This window comes from Microbacterium sp. NPDC057944 (genome assembly GCF_042887445.1).
Taxonomy (GTDB): Bacteria; Actinomycetota; Actinomycetes; order Actinomycetales; family Microbacteriaceae; genus Microbacterium; species Microbacterium natoriense.
This window is the reverse complement of record NZ_JBHVPJ010000001.1, coordinates 947,181-962,733: the sequence shown is the minus strand read 5'-3', so window position 1 is coordinate 962,733 and position 15,553 is coordinate 947,181. Positions and strand designations below refer to the sequence as shown.

Annotated in this window: 16 protein-coding genes; 3 read left to right on the top strand and 13 right to left on the bottom strand. The window is 70.9% G+C overall.

What is annotated here, in order from left to right:
• Nucleotides 1-37: 37 nt before the first annotated feature.
• Both ACFVRO_RS04310 and ACFVRO_RS04305 read left to right on the top strand, forming a co-directional pair.
• Complete coding sequence (locus tag ACFVRO_RS04310; protein ID WP_386949629.1) at nt 38-1,060, top strand: hypothetical protein; 1,023 nt, start codon at nt 38-40, stop codon at nt 1,058-1,060.
• 113 nt (nt 1,061-1,173) lie between these two features.
• On the top strand, nt 1,174-2,472 hold the full coding sequence (locus ACFVRO_RS04305; protein ID WP_386949626.1) for a chaplin family protein: 1,299 nt from the start codon (nt 1,174-1,176) through the stop codon (nt 2,470-2,472).
• A 283-nt stretch (nt 2,473-2,755) separates the two neighbouring features.
• Here ACFVRO_RS04305 and rplI read toward each other — a convergent pair whose 3' ends face one another.
• From rplI to rpsF, 4 genes are read right to left on the bottom strand one after another with little or no spacing between them, the layout of a single operon-like run.
• Nucleotides 2,756-3,208: a 50S ribosomal protein L9 gene (gene rplI / locus ACFVRO_RS04300; protein WP_105676775.1), complete on the bottom strand. Its 453-nt coding sequence runs from the start codon at nt 3,206-3,208 to the stop codon at nt 2,756-2,758.
• An 11-nt stretch (nt 3,209-3,219) separates the two neighbouring features.
• Nucleotides 3,220-3,474, bottom strand: a complete 255-nt coding sequence (gene rpsR, locus ACFVRO_RS04295; protein WP_045257356.1) for a 30S ribosomal protein S18 — start codon at nt 3,472-3,474, stop codon at nt 3,220-3,222.
• 50 nt (nt 3,475-3,524) lie between these two features.
• The gene (locus tag ACFVRO_RS04290) at nt 3,525-4,040 is read right to left on the bottom strand and encodes a single-stranded DNA-binding protein (RefSeq protein WP_105676774.1); all 516 of its coding nucleotides are present in this window, start codon (nt 4,038-4,040) and stop codon (nt 3,525-3,527) included.
• Nucleotides 4,041-4,045: 5 nt separating this feature from the next.
• Nucleotides 4,046-4,414 carry a 30S ribosomal protein S6 gene (gene rpsF, locus ACFVRO_RS04285; protein WP_386949623.1) on the bottom strand — a complete coding sequence of 123 codons (369 nt, stop codon included), beginning with the start codon at nt 4,412-4,414 and terminating at the stop codon, nt 4,046-4,048.
• Between the two features lie 223 nt (nt 4,415-4,637).
• Here rpsF and ACFVRO_RS04280 point away from each other — a divergent pair, with 223 nt between their 5' ends.
• Nucleotides 4,638-5,342 (top strand): hypothetical protein, encoded by a 705-nt coding sequence (locus ACFVRO_RS04280; protein ID WP_386949620.1) that lies wholly within the window; start codon nt 4,638-4,640, stop codon nt 5,340-5,342.
• Nucleotides 5,343-5,566: 224 nt separating this feature from the next.
• Here ACFVRO_RS04280 and ACFVRO_RS04275 read toward each other — a convergent pair whose 3' ends face one another.
• From ACFVRO_RS04275 to ACFVRO_RS04235, 9 genes are read right to left on the bottom strand one after another with little or no spacing between them, the layout of a single operon-like run.
• A complete protein-coding gene (locus ACFVRO_RS04275) occupies nt 5,567-6,619 on the bottom strand; it encodes a ribokinase (protein ID WP_386949618.1) in 1,053 nt (350 codons plus the stop codon).
• Between the two features lie 31 nt (nt 6,620-6,650).
• Nucleotides 6,651-7,646, bottom strand: a complete 996-nt coding sequence (locus ACFVRO_RS04270) for an ADP-ribosylglycohydrolase family protein (protein ID WP_386949617.1) — start codon at nt 7,644-7,646, stop codon at nt 6,651-6,653.
• A complete protein-coding gene (locus ACFVRO_RS04265) occupies nt 7,643-8,638 on the bottom strand; it encodes an ADP-ribosylglycohydrolase family protein (protein ID WP_223585511.1) in 996 nt (331 codons plus the stop codon). Before ACFVRO_RS04265 ends, ACFVRO_RS04270 begins: the two co-directional genes overlap by 4 nt.
• A 26-nt stretch (nt 8,639-8,664) precedes the next feature.
• Nucleotides 8,665-10,011 carry an ADP-ribosylglycohydrolase family protein gene (locus tag ACFVRO_RS04260; protein ID WP_386949614.1) on the bottom strand — a complete coding sequence of 449 codons (1,347 nt, stop codon included), beginning with the start codon at nt 10,009-10,011 and terminating at the stop codon, nt 8,665-8,667.
• Nucleotides 10,008-11,156: an ADP-ribosylglycohydrolase family protein gene (locus tag ACFVRO_RS04255; RefSeq protein WP_386949611.1), complete on the bottom strand. Its 1,149-nt coding sequence runs from the start codon at nt 11,154-11,156 to the stop codon at nt 10,008-10,010. Before ACFVRO_RS04255 ends, ACFVRO_RS04260 begins: the two co-directional genes overlap by 4 nt.
• A 53-nt stretch (nt 11,157-11,209) precedes the next feature.
• On the bottom strand, nt 11,210-12,505 hold the full coding sequence (locus tag ACFVRO_RS04250; protein ID WP_105676766.1) for an ABC transporter substrate-binding protein: 1,296 nt from the start codon (nt 12,503-12,505) through the stop codon (nt 11,210-11,212).
• 50 nt (nt 12,506-12,555) lie between these two features.
• On the bottom strand, nt 12,556-13,464 hold the full coding sequence (locus ACFVRO_RS04245; protein WP_386949609.1) for a carbohydrate ABC transporter permease: 909 nt from the start codon (nt 13,462-13,464) through the stop codon (nt 12,556-12,558).
• Nucleotides 13,461-14,402, bottom strand: coding sequence for a carbohydrate ABC transporter permease (locus ACFVRO_RS04240; RefSeq protein ID WP_105676765.1), 942 nt, complete (start codon nt 14,400-14,402; stop codon nt 13,461-13,463). The genes ACFVRO_RS04245 and ACFVRO_RS04240 overlap by 4 nt, the downstream gene beginning before the upstream one ends.
• Entirely contained in the window at nt 14,399-15,421 is a 1,023-nt protein-coding gene (locus ACFVRO_RS04235; protein ID WP_386949606.1) for a LacI family DNA-binding transcriptional regulator, read from the bottom strand. The genes ACFVRO_RS04240 and ACFVRO_RS04235 overlap by 4 nt, the downstream gene beginning before the upstream one ends.
• Between the last annotated feature and the right edge of the window lie 132 nt (nt 15,422-15,553).

The window sequence follows — 15,553 nt, the reverse complement described above, 5'->3', positions numbered from 1 at the left end:
TCGACGGTGCGTTTGCCTTCAGAGGGGGAGGTGGAACGTGGACGCTCGGGCCACCCGACGCGGCATACCAGCCGGCGTCATCTGGGCTGGATTCGGTGTGCTCGCATGGGCCGCCCTCACGATCCTCACCGGTGGCAGCGCAGCCCACGCCGACGAGCAGGACGGGGGTCCGCTCGACGGACTCACCGGACTCGTCAGCAACACGGTGAGCACCGTGACCGCCCCGGTCGCTCCCGTCGTCACGCAGGTCGTGGCCCCCGTCGTCACCGCCGTGGTCGCCCCCGTGCAGCAGGCGGTCCCCGCGGTGGTCAGCACCGTCACGCAGACCGTCGCTCAGGTCCCGGTCGTCGGCCCCGTCGCCGCACCGGTCGTCAAGACGGTCACCGATACCGCACAGGCGGTCGTCGCCCCCGTCACCGGCGTTCTCACGGGCGCTCCGGTCTCCACGATCACGAAGCCGATCGTGGATGCCGTGACCGGCCTTCCGATCGTCGGCGACCTGGTCGACGACCTCGGCGTGCCTCGGGTCGTGGATGACGTCGCGGGCGTCGTCGACGACACGACCGGACTCGTCGGCGGGATCGTCGAGGGGACGATCCCGCCGGTCCTCGAGGCTCTCGAGCCGCAGACCCCCGTGATCCCCGGCGAACCCGGCACCCCGGGAACCCCCGGCGGCACGGACGCCGGCTCGTCCGCCCAGCCCGGTGAGTCCGCGGCAACCGTCGACGCCGCCCTCGCCACGGCGACCGGCATCGCCCCCGCGTCCGCACAGGACCGCGGAGGCCTCCGCGGCATCCCTGGCGTCCCCTCGTCGGCCGGCGCCCCCGCAGGCCCGCAGAACGGCGCCCCGTCGCCGTCGAACGACCCGGCATCCGCGCCGCCCGGCGCGCCGGTCTCCCCGTCTTCCTCCGCCGGCTCCGGCGGAGGCTCAGCGGCTGCCGCCGCTCGCATCAGCGACGACGGCATCCCCCTGCTCCGTGCTGTGGAGCAGGATTCCGGCGCACCCGACGACGCTCTGCCGGCGTCTCCGGTCGCCGACACCGACGTCTCCCCTGACTGACGCCCTGTCGAGCCGCCCTCCTCTGTGAGGACGGCAGATGACGTGCTGCGCGCGCACCCCAAATCCCGCGCGCATCCCATCTTTCGACACCCAGCTCAGTCAGGAGCTCAATCATGCGCACATTCATGAAGCGCGCCCTCTGGGGCACGCTGATCGCCGGCGGGATCACCCTGCTCGGCGCCTCGGTCGCCAATGCGGCCGAGACCGACGGAGACGACGGCATCCTCTCCGGCACCCAGGTGGTCGCGCCGATCTCGGCCCCGATCACGGTCGCGGGCAACGCGATCTCCCTCCTCGGTTCCTCCTCCACCCAGGCACCCGCCCCTGCGGCCCCTGCGCCAGCCCCCGCCCCTGCGGCGGAGACGAGCGGCGCATCCGGCGCAGCCTCAGGCAGCCAGGCAGTGGTCACCGTGAACCTCCCTGTCACCGTGCAGAACAACGCCGTCAGCGTTCTCGGCACGTCCTCGACCAGCACCCCGGCCGCAGTTCCCCAGACAGGGGCTCCCCAGGCCCCGCCGACGGCCGGGGTGCCGTCCGTCCAGACCAGTGGCGACGACGGCGTGCTCTCGGGCACGCAGGCGCTGCTCCAGGTCAACGCCCCGATCACTGTGTCGGGCAACGCCATCTCGGTGCTCGGCACCAGCGGCGTCACGGGTCCCTCCGCCGCAGCACCGGCGCCGGCCCCCGCAGCACCGGCCACGGCATCCACCGACGGCTCCGACGGGCTCGGCAGCGGCACACAGGCAGTGGCACCCGTCACCGCTCCCGTGTCGGTGCTCGGCAACGCGGTGTCCGTGCTCGGCACGAGCTCGGTCACGGGCGCACCGGCGTCCGCGCCGGCGGCATCCGCACCGGCCGTCGCTGCCGGCACCTCCGGCAGCGAGTCGATCCTGGGCGGCAGCCAGGTCGTCGCCCCGGTGACCGCACCGGTGTCGGTGCTCGGCAACGCCATCTCGGCCCTCGGCACCAGCCGAGTCACCGGGACACCCGGCGCTCCCGCACCCGCCACCTCACCGGTCCTCGGCGGGGTTCTGACCACCGGAGCGGGCTCGATCCTCGGCGGGACACAGCTCGCGCTGCCGATCAGTCTCCCGATCACGATCGGCGGCAACGCCATCGCCGTGATCGGCGAGAGCACGGTGACCACCCCGGGAACGAACCCGGGAACGAACCCCGGCACCAACCCGGGGACGAACCCCGGCACCAACCCGGGGACGAACCCGGGCACCACCCCCGGCACCAACCCGGTCACGAGTCCCGCGACGAGCGGGCACGGAGCCGCCGCGACCGCGACGGGCGCTGACGCGCTCGCCACCACCGGAGGGTCCCCGGCGCTCGGGCTCGCCGCGGTCGCCGCTCTCCTGCTCCTCCTCGGCGCTGGACTCTCACGCCGTCGTCTCGCGACGGCGTGACCATACCCCCGGCGGAGCGGTCATCCTCGGGGGAGGAGATGCCGCTCGCGTCGGGAGCGTGGGTGCGCCGATGAGAGACTTCGGGATAGGAGCCCCTCACTCGCCCGCAGCCTGCGGCGCCCCACGCGATACAGCGGATGCCCCGTGGCCCTCACCACGGGGCATCCGCCATGCCCTCAGGACGGATGCCGACGGCATCCGCCACCCGCCGTCGTGCGGCTTCCCCGGTACGCAGAACGCCCCCTGTCCCGGAGGACAGGGGGCGTCCGACAGACGTCGCGCCTTACTTGGCGGCGACGACCTGCAGCGTGATGACAGCGGTCACGTCGTCGTGCAGACGAACCGTGGCCTCGTGCTCACCGGTCGACTTGATGGTCGACGTGATGTGCACCTTGCGCTTGTCGATCGAACCGAGACCGGCAGCCGCGACAGCGTCGGCGACATCGGCGGTCTTGACCGAACCGAAGAGGCGACCCTCGGCGCCCGCCTTGACGGCGAGACGGACCTTGGTGCCCTCGAGGGAGTTCTTCAGGGCCACGGCCTCGTCGCGGTCGTGGATCGCGCGAGCCTGACGAGCAGCCTGGATCGAAGCGACCTGCTTTTCGCCACCGCGGGTCCACGCCGTAGCGAAGCCCTGGGGGATGAGGTAGTTGCGGGCGTACCCGTTCTTGACCTCGACCACGTCACCGGCGCTTCCGAGCCCGGCGACCTCGTTCGTGAGAATCAGCTTTGCCATATCCGTACCCCTTAGCGGCCAGCGCCGGCGTAGGGCAGGAGAGCCATCTCGCGAGCGTTCTTGATCGCGCGAGCGATCAGACGCTGCTCCTGCACGGAGACACCGGTGATACGACGGGCGCGGATCTTTCCACGCTCCGAGATGAACTTGCGAAGCGTGGCGACGTCCTTGTAGTCAATGACGCCGACCCGGATCGACTTCGCGGGAGCGGTGGGCTTGCCACCCTTCCGCGGCTTGCGGCGGTCGCCGCTCGACTTTCCAGCCATAGTTTTTCCTTAGTTATGAGACGGATGCCGAAGCATCCGGAGATCCTTGATCAGAACGGGGTGTCGTCGCCGAAGCTGCCCGGGGTGCTCCACGCATCTGCGCTGGTCGACGAGCCGGGCGTGGACCACGGCTCCTCCGACACCTGCTGCGCGGGGCGGGACTGCCCGCCACCCTGACCGCCACCCTGGCCGCCGCCGTTCGACGCCGCACGGGTGACCTGAGCAGTCGCGTAACGGAGCGAGGGGCCGATCTCGTCGACCTCCAGCTCGATCGCGGTGCGCTGGTTGCCCTCGCGGTCCTGGTAGGAGCGCTGACGCAGACGGCCGGTCGCGATGACCCGCATGCCCTTGGTCAGAGAACCCGCCACGTGCTCGGCGAACTCACGCCACACGGACGCGCGGAGGAACAGCGCTTCGCCGTCCTTCCACTCGTTCGCGGCGCGGTCGAAGTTCCGAGGCGTCGATGCGATGGTGAAGTTCGCCACCGGCAGTCCGTTCTGCGTGTACCGCAGCTCGGGGTCGGCCGTGAGGTTGCCCACCACGGTGATGACTGTTTCGCCGGCCATGAGACTTAGGCCTTCGCAGCCTTGGCCGCCTTGCGAGCAGCCTTCTCCTCGGTGAGCTTCGCCTCGGAAGCGACCATCGCCTGAGCTTCCTCGGCACGCAGCACCTTGGTGCGCATGATCGACTCGTTCAGCTTGAGCTGACGGTCGAGCTCCTGCGTGGCCTCGCTGGTAGCGGTGAAGTTGACGACGGCGTAGATGCCTTCGTTCTTCTTCTGGATCTCGTAAGCGAGACGGCGCTTGCCCCAGATGTCGACCTTTTCAATCGAGCCACCATCGTTGGTGATGACCTTCAGGAACTTGTCGAGCGTCGGGGCGACCGTGCGCTCATCGATCTCGGGGGTCAGAATGACCATGAGTTCGTACTGGTGCGTCACTTACCCACCTCCTTCGGACTAGAACGGCTTCCGGGACTTTCCCGGAAGCAGGAGGGTGTGTAGCACGTCGACCGCCCGTGCATCCGAATGGATGCCTGAGGGCAGACAACCTGCACAGTCTACCTGATGCGGCTCGGAGTCGCGTCCACAGCCCTTCCGGGCGACTTGGCATGCTGGATGCGTGCCGGTGAACGCCACCGGCCGCGACCAGAGGGGGGACGCCATGCGCGTCAACAAGTGGGGGGTCGGCGTGGTTCTCGCCGCCGCCGTCATGCTCACCGGATGCTCCGCAGGGGCCACGGACAAGCCCGCCGACGCGAAGCCGTCTGCGAGCGCCTCGCAGGAGGCGGAGGCGCCGACGACCGGCTGCCCCGAGCTCACGGAGGGCGCGAAGATCGACGGCGCCGCGCTCGGCGGCTGCATCGCCGACGCCACCTCGTCCATCGCGGGATACGCCGCCACTTCGACGGTCATGGGCATGGAGACCACCGGCAGATACAACCCCTCGGAGAAGGCCCTCGAGTCGACCACGCCGATGGGCTCGGTCATCGTGATCGGCTCCGACGCCTGGGTGAAGTCGGCGACCGGCGCCTGGCAGGTCGCGGACTCCACGTCCAGCGACCCGATCATCGCCGGACTCAGCATGGGCGCGACGGCCGCCGCCGCATCGAGCCCCACCGCCATCGCCACGCTCCTCGCGGGCGACTTCACGGTCACGGGCACGGGCGAGCGCCTGGGCCAGAAGGTGTTCCTCCTCTCCGGGACGATCGAGACGCAGGGCGTCGCCTCGTCGATCGTGCTGGAGCTCACGAAGGACTTCGCCCCGCTGGCGACCACCGGCACCGCCGACGTCAGCGGCCAGTCGATCGAGTCGGTCACCGTCGTCACCGAGTGGGACGTGAAGCAGGACATCGTCGCGCCGCTCTGAGCGGATGCCGACAGCGAAGGGCCAGGGCGCACGCTCCGGCCCTTCGTGCGTCTCGGGCCGGTGTGTCCCGAGACGCACGGGCCGGTGCGGCGGCGTCTCGAGCCGCGTGCGGCGGCCCCATCGGTTCACAACTCCTCAAGAACAGAGCCGTCCGGGCCGATCCGGGCCCGAGCGAGCCGGAAACGCGCAATTCTTGAGGAGTTGTGAACGCCGCGCCGGGCGCATCAGGCGCGGGTCGCTAGCAGTTCCGTGATCTCGTCGAGGCGGGGAGCGGATGCCGCGGCCCCGGGCCGCTGCACGCACAGGGCCGCCGCGGCCGAGGCGAACGGCACAGCCGCTGTGAGGGCGTCTCCTGCCGCGAGGCGGGAGGCGAGCGCCCCGCAGAACGTGTCGCCCGCGGCGGTCGTGTCGACGGCGGTGACCGGGAATGCGGGGATCCGCGTCTCCTCGCCCGCGGAGAGAACGAGCGCGCCAGCCGCTCCGAGTGTCACGACGACGGTCCCGACCCGTGCGGCGAGGAAGCGTGCGGCATCGGCGACCGCGTCATCAGTCACCCCTACTACCGGCGCCCCCGCGTCATCAGCCGCCCCCTCGACTGGTGCCCCCGCGTCATCCGCGACCCCCTCGACCGAGGCCCCCGCGTCATCAGTCACCCCTACGACCGGTGCCCCCGCGGCATCCGCGGCCCCGCCGACCGGCGCGCCCGCGAGATCGAGGCACTCGTGCTGGTTCACGATCAGCACATCCACGAGCGCCAGCTGATCTTCTGAGAGTGGCCTGCTGGGCGCGGCGTTGAGAACGGTCGTCGCCCCGCGCTCCTTCGCCGAGCGGAACGCCGACAGCACAGCGTCGAGCGGCACCTCCAGCTGCGCGAGGACGAGGTCGCCCGAGCGCGCCGACGCGAGAGCGGATGCCGCCTCCGCGGTGATCGCAGCGCCGTCGCCGTTGGCCCCGGCGACGACCACGATCGCGTTCTCGCCGTCGTCGGCGACCATGACGAACGCCGTGCCCGTCGGCCGGTCGGATGTGCCGAGCCCCACGCGCACCCCCTCGTCGATGAGCACTCCGCGGAGTCGCTCACCGGCCTCGTCGTCGCCCACGGCTCCGACGAACGTGGTCGCGGCTCCAGAACGGGCGGCGGCGACCGCCTGGTTCAGCCCCTTGCCACCGGGGCCGCTCGCCGCCCCGGTGGCGAGGATCGTCTCGCCCGGGGCGGGGATCCGCGGCATCGACACCGAGGTGTCGTGGTTGGCGCTGCCGAGCACGATCACTCCCACGTCGACGCCCCCGATCCTCCCGAGCACAGGGTCATCGCGCGATGGCCTCCGCGACGGTGAGCCCCGCCAGGTCGGGGATCCCCAGACCCGTGAGCCGGATGCCGTCGGCATCGAGCCCCGCGGGGATCCACTCCTCGCCGAACAGCACGGCCGCCGCCGCTCCCGTCAGTGCTGGCAGCGATGCGGCGTTGCGCGGCTGTGCGAGCGCGCCGAGCAGGAGGTCGTCGGCGTCGGTCGCGGTCGCGACGTGGGCGAGCAGGAAGCCGAAGGTCTCCGGTGCCGCGATCGGGTAGCTGTAGACCCAGTCGCCGACCTCGGTGCTCAGGCGTCGCGCCCGATCGAGGGGACCGTTCGCCTCCCCCGCGATGCGCAGCGACGTCTCGGCCATGCGCCGGCTCCAGGTGTCCGCGGGCAGCTCGTCGACCGCGAGGGCGACGGCATCCGCTGCCGAGGCCCCGTCGAGCAGCGACTCGAACAGGACGGCGGATGCGCGGGCGCACCAGACGCCGTCGAGCGAGTGCGTGATGGCGGCATCCGCCTCCGCCGCGTCGACCGCACCGTTCCCGCGGTGCACGGCGACCGCAGCGAGCGCGCGCACGGTGGCGATGTCGTCGAAGTAGTGCGCGTTGTCGTGCCCGGACTGCGGGGGAACGGCTCCGTGGCGGAGGTTCTGCAGCGCGAGCTTCGTGCCGATGCGGGCGCGGAACCCTGAGGCGGGGTCCTCCTCGATCTCGGCGAGATGCCGCCACTCGGTGAGGCCGAGACCCCTGGCGTGCTGACGGGCGGAGAACGCGAACCACTCGACGTTCTCACCCGCGCCGGGGTGCAGCGTGGTCGGAGGGGCGGCGTGGGTGAAGGGGCGGGGCACGGTGGTGGTGCGGTCCTCGTCGCCCAGCTTCGCCAGGATCCGCACGCGGTTCACGCGCTTGGGGGGAAGGGCGTAGACGCGGAAGTCCGCGTTCATGGAGGACGCCGACTCCCCGGCGACGATGCCCCGGGTGAACAGGTCGATCAGGGGGGTGGTCATGCGCGCGCCTCCTCGACGATGCGGGTCAGGGTGTCGGCGGCATCCAGCGGATGGATCCCCGCCATCGAGCGGATGCACGAACCGGCGACAGGACGGAGCCCCGCCACCCACTCGTCGGGCAGATCGCCGATCCCGGAGATCGCCCCGCCGATGCAGCCGGCGATGGCCGCGGTCGTGTCGGCATCGCGGCCCATGTTGACCGCGAAGAGGATGCTGTCGGCTGCGCGCCCCCTGGCGTGCAGGACCGACGCCATCGCCAGGCCGACGGCCTCCGGGGCGAGGTCGGCCCAGAAGTAGTCGACCACGGCGAGGCGGTCGTGGAGCGCGAGGGCCAGCGCGTCGTCGTCGAGACCGGAGTTCACGAGGTCACGCGCGTCGCGGAGGTTGCGGGCCGTCCAGCTGTCGGCGGGGATCGCGGCGAGGCCGGCCTCGTAGCAGGCGGCCGCGTCGGCCCCCGTGAGCGCGGTGGTCACGGCGACGGCGACGACCACTCCCGCCCAGATGCCCTCGGTGGTGTGGCTCACGGCGCCGTCCGCTTCGGCGAGGCGCTGCGCGAGCGCGGCATCCCCGTCGGCGACGATGCCGAGCGGGCTGACCCGCATCGCGAGGCCGTCGCTCCAGCCGTGCATGGTGTCGCCGCTGAGCGGAGGCCGGATGCCGCGGCGCAGGTTGTCGATCGCCGCCATCTCGCTGAACCCGCCGCCCTTGAAGTCGTCGGCCTGCGGGAGCACGTCGTCGATCCAGGTCTGCGCGAAGTCGTCGGCGGTCGCCGTGACGCCCACGCGCTGGATGGTCTTGGCGGTGAGGAGGGCGTACTCGGTGTCGTCGCTGCCGGCGGGCTCCGGGTCGAGGTAGCCGGTCACACGTCCGTGGGCGGCCTGGATCTCCGCGGCGGAGAAGCCTTCGACCGGTCGCCCGATCGCATCGCCGATGGCGAGCCCGGCGAGCGAACCGCGCGCGCGGTCCTGCAGGGTGGGCGTGGGAGGGGTCATGACTGTCCTTGTCTCTTCGGGAATGCTCAGCGCGCGGGGATCAGCGCTGCGGTGCGTCGGGCGAGGTCGTCGATCGCGACCCCGTCGAGCCCGGGGAGGCTCGTCGCGATGCGGTTGCGGAGGGGATCGATGAGGCGGCCGGGAAGGCGGGCGGATCCGGCGAGACCGCCGAGGACCGATCCGACGGTGGCCCCCGCCGAGTCGGTGTCCCACCCGGTGACGACCGCGAGCGGCACGCCCCGGGCGATGTCGCCGCCGCTGCGCGCGAGGGCGAAGGCGATCGTGGCGGCGTTGTTGATCGTGTGCACCCAGTGCAGGTGTCCGTAGGCGGCGTGCAGGACGTCGATCGCGGCGGCGTCGTCGAGCTCCGACCGCCCGAGGTCGGCCCCGTGCGCGATGGCCCCGGCGAGCTCGGAGCCTGCGGGCACGACGGTCGCGGCCAGGTCGAGCACCTCGTCGACCGAGGAGGCGACGAGGGATGCCGACGTGAGCGCCGCCGCCCACATCGCCCCCCACAGACCGTTGCGCGTGTGGCTGAGCCGGGCGTCGGTCCAGGCCATGCGCGCCGCCTCGGCGAGGTCGCCCGGGTTGATCCAGCCGTACACGTCGGTGCGGATGAGCGCGCCGATCCATTCGCGGAACGGGTTGCGCACGCGCGCGGCCTCGTCGGGGCGGTAGCCGTCGAGCAGGTTGCGGTACGCGATGCGCTCGGCGGTGAAGGTGCGTCCGGCGGGGAGGTCGGCCAGCCACGCCTGCGCGGTGTCGTCCGTCGTGAACCCCCGGCCGGCGGTCTCCAGAACCCGGAGGTTGAGGAGCGGGTAGTTGAGATCGTCGTCCTCCGGCATCCCGTCGATGTTCTCGACCAGGGAGTTGACGGCGGAGCGGCGGTTCCACGGCCAGCGGACCGCGACCTCGTCCGGCAGGCCCTGTGCGGTGAAGTAGTCGACGAGGGGCCACCGTCCGGTGGAGCGCAGGATCTCCTCGATGCCTTGGCGCGGGATCTTCTCGACGGGCTTGCCCCACAGGCACCCCGCCGATCTGCCCGCCCACGCGCCGTGGATCCTGTCGAGCAGCACGGCGGCGCCGGGCGCCGGGATGGGCGCGGGGACGCCGTCGAGCTGCGCGCGCAGCTCCGGCCAGGCGCTCGGCTCCGGCGCCGCGAGGGCGTCGAGCTCCACGAGCAGCGCGCGGGCGAGCGCGCGCAGCTCATCGGATGCCGCGTCGGGGGTCGCTCCTCCCCTGACCGGGTCGAGCGCGCCGCCCGCCGCGTGCCAGCGCTCGGCGATCGCGTCGACCGCCGAGCCCTCGGCGCGCGCCTGCACCAGCTCATGCGGCACGAGGTCTTCGGGCTGGGCCCAGGTCAGGCGCATCATGCCGCCCGCAGCGCCGCGACACGCAGGACGTCGGCCTCGGCGCGGGCGACGTCCCTCTCCATGATCTCCACGGCGACGTCCGACAGAAGCGTCGCGTACTCGTCGAAGTCGACCCGGCTGGCCGTCGCGATCGTGTCGAGCATGTCGGCCGGGATGACGGCGTTCCCTCCGATGCCGGCTGCGACGCTCCCCGCCATCGAGGCGATCGAGTCGGAGTCGCGACCGTAGTTGACCGCCCCGAGCACCGTGGGGAGGAAGTCCCCGTCGTAGGCGACGAGGAAGCCCAGGGCGACGGGAAGCTCCTCGATCGACTTCGTGCGGGAGGGCACTCTGGCGTCCATGAGCGGTTCGCGGTACGCGTCGCCCACCGTGTCGAAGGGGCGGACCGCGTCGCGGAGCGCGGCGCCGATCTCGTCATCCGTGGCGTCGGCGGAGAGAGAGCGCGCAGCATCCACCACGGCGCGGATCGCCGCTGCCGTGCCGTCGTGCGCCACGTCGAGTGCGGCGTCGATCACCGAGTCGACGGTCGCTCCCACCGCGACGGATGCCGCGACCGCCGCCGCGAAGACCCCCGCGGCCTCGCGGCCGTAGCTGGACTGATGGGCGCCGGCGATGTCGATCGCCTCGGCGTACGCGGCCCGCGGGTTGCCGGCGTTGACGACGCCGACCGGGGCCATGTACATCGCGGCCCCGCAGTTGACGACGTTGCCGACGCCGGCCTCGCGCGGATCCACATGGCCGTACTGCAGCCGGGTGACGAGCCACTTCTCGGCGAGGAAGATGCGCTGCAGCAGGATCGACTCCCGCTCCAGCTCGGGGATCCAGCGGATCTCGGTCTGCAGCAGCGGCACCAGCAGCTCCGCCACGGCGAACGCGTCGATGTGGTCGCGGCGCTCCGCGTACACGCGGATCAGCGCCTGCGTCATGAGGGTGTCGTCCGTGATGTGCCCGTCGCCCTTGTGGTACGGGCTCACCGGCCGGGCGGTCTGCCAGTCAAGGTGGTACGGCGGGACGATCCCGTCGATCCGCCCTCCGTAGCGCTCCTTGATCTTCTCGGGGCTGAAGCCCTCGGCTGCTCCTCCCAGCGCGTCTCCGATCGCCGACCCTGCGAGAACCGCCGCCGTGCGTTCCTGAATCCAGCTCATGCCATTCCTCTCATAGGAGCGGGGCGGATGCCCGGCATCCGCCCCGCTCGTCGTCAACCGTTGACCTGTGCCCAGCCGGCGTCGAGCTCGGACGCCAGGCCCTTGTCGTCGATCTCGCCGCCGAGGAACTTCTGGAACGCGGGGGTCGCGACCGTGTCCTTCCAGCGGACGAAGCCGTTCGCCTGCAGGAACACCGGCCCCTGCAGACCCTCCGCCGACTTCACGATCTCGGGCCAGCCGTTCTGATCGGCCGTCTGCGTCGCGAGCGCCTCGCGCGCCGACACCGTGGTCGGGATGAGTCCGTCGGCGACGTTCATCTTCACGAGGTTGTCGGTCTCCATGAAGTAGTCGAGGAACTTCGCTGCCTGCTTCTGGTGCGGCGAGTCGATGTTGATCGAGAGCGTCTGCGGGTTGGCCGCCTGGACGGCCCCCTCGGACCCGGCGAGCGGGGGCAGGACGATCCAGTCCATGTCGGCCGGAGCGTCCGTGGCGATGTTGGCGACCTGGTACGACCCCTGCACGGTCATCGCCGCCTTGCCGGCGTAGAACGTGGCGAGCACGTCGGAGCCCGACTGGGTGACGCCGATCGGGTCGACGGAGCCGGCCTCGATCATGTCGCGCACACGGTTCGGGACCTCGAGGTCGGCGTCCTTGACGGCGACCTTCATGTCCTCCCCCTTGCCGGTGAAGTACTCCGAGCCGAAGCCCATGCCGAGGCTCATGAACGCGGCCGTCGGGCTCTTCAGCCCCCACGTGATGCCGTGCACGTCGCCCGACGTGGTCGCAGCGGCGATGTCGGCCAGCTCGTCCCACGACATCGAGTCGCCGGTCGGGATCTCCACGCCCGCCGCTTCGAGCAACTTCTTGTTGGCGAACACGACGTAGGTCTGCAGCTCCGTGGGGGCGCCGATGATCTGGTCGTCGACCGTGACCGACTCCAGCACGCCGGGGTCGATGTCGTCGATGGTCTTCTTGCTCAGCAGATCGCTCAGGTCGGCGACGTAGCCGTCTCGGGCGAAGGGCACGATGCCGAGGACCTCGTAGTGGATGATGTCGGGGGCGACGCCGCCGGCGAACTGCGTGGTCAGCTTGTCGTCGAGGCTGTCGGTCGGGGCCTGCACGATCTCGACCTGGATGTCGGGGTTGTCCTCGTTCCAGGCGTCGACGATCTCCTTCGTCGCCTGGATCGCGGCGGGCTGGTCGGAGAACGACTGGAACGTGATCGAGACCGGCTTGCCGTCGCCGGAGTCGTCGGGCGTCTCCCCTCCGCCCTGGGAGCACGACGCCAGGGTCAGGGCCGTGACGGCCGCTGCGGCGAGCGCGATGGATGCGCGATGAAGCTTCTTCACTTCATACCTCTTTCTCTGTGTGTTCGGGAACTGCGTGGAGACTGCGGGTTCTAGCCCTTGACCGCGCCGGACAGCAGACCGGTGGCCAGGCGCTTCTGGAGCAGGGTGAAGAACACGATGCTGGGGATGCTGGAGAGCAGGGCGCCGGCGGCGAGGGGCCCGACCGCGACCTTGCCCTCACCGCCGACGAACGTGGACAGGGCGATCGGCAGCGTGTAGTTCTCGGGCGACTGCAGGAGCACCAGCGCGAAGAAGAACTCGTTGTACGCCGACACGAAGCTGAACATCGCCGTCGCGACGAGCCCCGGCATGAGCAGCGGGAAGACGACCCGCTGGAGGGTGCGGAACTTGTTGGCGCCGTCGATCGCGGCGGCCTCCTCGACGTCGTAGGGGATCGCTGCCACGTAGCCCTGCAGCATCCACAGCGAGAAGGGCAGCGTGTAGACGGAGTACACCGCGACGAGACCGAGCAGCGAGTCGACCAGGCCGACCGACCGCAGGATGAAGAACAGCGGGATGACGATGAGGATGACCGGGAAGATCTGGCTCACCAGGATGTACCCGACGCCGATCGAGCGGAGCTTGCCCTGGTACCTGGCCATCACGTAGGCGCCGGGGATCGAGAGCAGGGTCACGATGATCGTCGTCGCGACCGCCACCAGGAGGCTGTTGCCCGCCGCACGGACGAGCCCCTGACGTTCGAGCGCCACCATGAAGTTGTCGATCGTCGGCTGCAGCGGGAACAGGTTCACGGCGAGGGAGTTGATCTCCGCCGAGGACTTGAACGCGGTCGAGATCAGCCACAGCAGCGGAAAGCCGAGGAAGACGAGGAATCCGGCGAGCGCGAGGTACTGCAGGATGCGCGCGATCGGCTTCTTCGCGCGCCGGTCGGCCCGACGCCGCTGCGTCTTCGTCGCGTTCTGGGTGACCATGCTCCTGGTCGCGGTCGTGTCGCTCATCGTGCGCTCCTCTCAGGACGGAACTGGCGCCACAGGGCGATCACCAGGATCACGATGAGGAAGAGGACGATCACGTCGCCCATCGCGGCGGCCCCACCGGTGTTGCGGGTCTTGAACGCCTCGAGGTAGGTGAACAGCATCGGCAGCATGGTTCGGCCGCCGGGGCCGCCCTCGGTCATCACGTAGACGATGCCGAAGGAGTTGAAGTTCCAGATGAAGCTCAGGCTGGCGATCGAGAAGATCACGGGGCGCAGAGCGGGGAGCGTGACGTTGACGAACCGCCGCCAGGTGCCGGCGCCATCCACCGCCGCGGCCTCGAGCAGCTCGCTCGGCACCTGCTGCAGACCGGCGAGCAGCACGACCGTGTTCTGCGGCATCCCGACCCAGACCCCCACGAGGATCACGGCGGGGAGGGCGAGTCCGAAGTCGCCGAGCCAGTTGATGTTCGCGGGTCCTCCGAGCGACTCGATGAGCCAGTTCAGCGGACCGTTGGTCGGCGAGTAGATCATCTGCCACATCACCGCGACCACCACGGGCGGCATGGCCCACGGGATCAGCGCCAGCACGCGGGTGATGCCGCGGAAACGCAGGTCGGTGTTCAGCAGCAGCGCGAGGCACAGCCCGCCGATCAGCTGCAGCGCGGTCACCGTCACGGCCCAGATCATGCCGATGCCGAACGACTGCCAGAACTGCGTGTCGGACCCGAGCTTGATGAAGTTCTCGAAGCCGATGAACTGCGTCTCGTGGTTGCGGGCGAGTCGCGAGTCGGTGAAGGCCGTCGCGACGCCGATGACGAGCGGGACGACGCTGAGGGCGAGGATCGGGATCAGCGTGGGGATGACCAGGCCGATCGCCTCGTTGCGCCGCGAGCGGGCCAGTCCGCCTGTGCGCGGAGCGGGCGAGGCGGCGGGCCGGCGGATGCCGGAGTCGACGCTCATGCTGCTTCTCCGATCGTCGACGCCCTGATGACGAGGGTCGCCTCGACGGTCTCCCGCCGCGGCGGGCGGGACGGATCGGCGAACCTCTCGCTGAGCATCCGCGCCGCGATCCTCCCTCGATGCTCGGACTGCAGCGACACGGAGGTGAGCGGCGGGCTGTAGAGGGCGGCGAGCTCGGTGTCGTCGATGCCGGTGACGGCGAGATCCTCGGGGACGCGCAGCCCGCGGCGCCGGGCGGCGCTGATGGCGCCGATCGCGATGAGGTCGTTCGCGCACACGATCGCGTCGACGGGGATGCCGTCGTCGAGCGTCGCCGCGAGCAGCCGCTCAGCCGCCTCGACGCCCGCCCCCACCGTGAAGTCGGCGGCGGTGATCTGCAGCGCGTCGGCGCGGTGGAGCGCGTGCCGCTCGACGGCGGCGGTGAAGCCCGCGCGACGGGCCGCACCGGGGTTCGTGTTGCCCGGCCCGTTGATGACGGCGATGTGCGTGCGGCCGATCTCGACGAGGTGGTCGACGACCATGCCGACGGCGACCGAGGAGTCGACGAAGACGTTGTCGATGCCGAGGTCGGAGTGCAGGGTGCCGATCACGACGACCGGCACGACCGTGTCGGCGATCGCCTGGCGCAGCGCCGGGGTCACGCGCAGCGGCGAGATGATGAGTCCGTCGCCCGCTCCCATGCTCAGCATCCGGACGAGCTCGACGGTCTGATCAGGGCGCCGGCCGGTGGACGAGACGCTGATGCGGGTGGTCTCCCCCAGCTCGGCCTCGATCGCGCGCAGCATCTGCACGTAGTTCGGGTTGCCGATGTCGTCGACCGCGAACACGACCTGGCGGTGACCGCCGAGGCGCAGCGATCGCGCGGTGGCGTCGGGCAGGTAGCCGATGCGCTTCGCCGCCGTGCGGACCTTGCGGACCATCTCGGGGCTCGCCGAGCGGCCGGTGAGAGCGCGAGACGCCGAGGCCAGCGAGACGCCGGCCGCGGCCGCGACCTCGTGCAGAGTCGGCTTCGTCCCCATGATGCTCCTCTTCGAGTGGAAACGTTTCCAGCATCCGAATGTGGAAACGTTTCCAAATCGGCGCTGGTCGGGCTCCAGGGAATCTAGGGGTGTCGGATGCCGGTGTCAAGGGGGGTTCCCGGGCACAGCTTC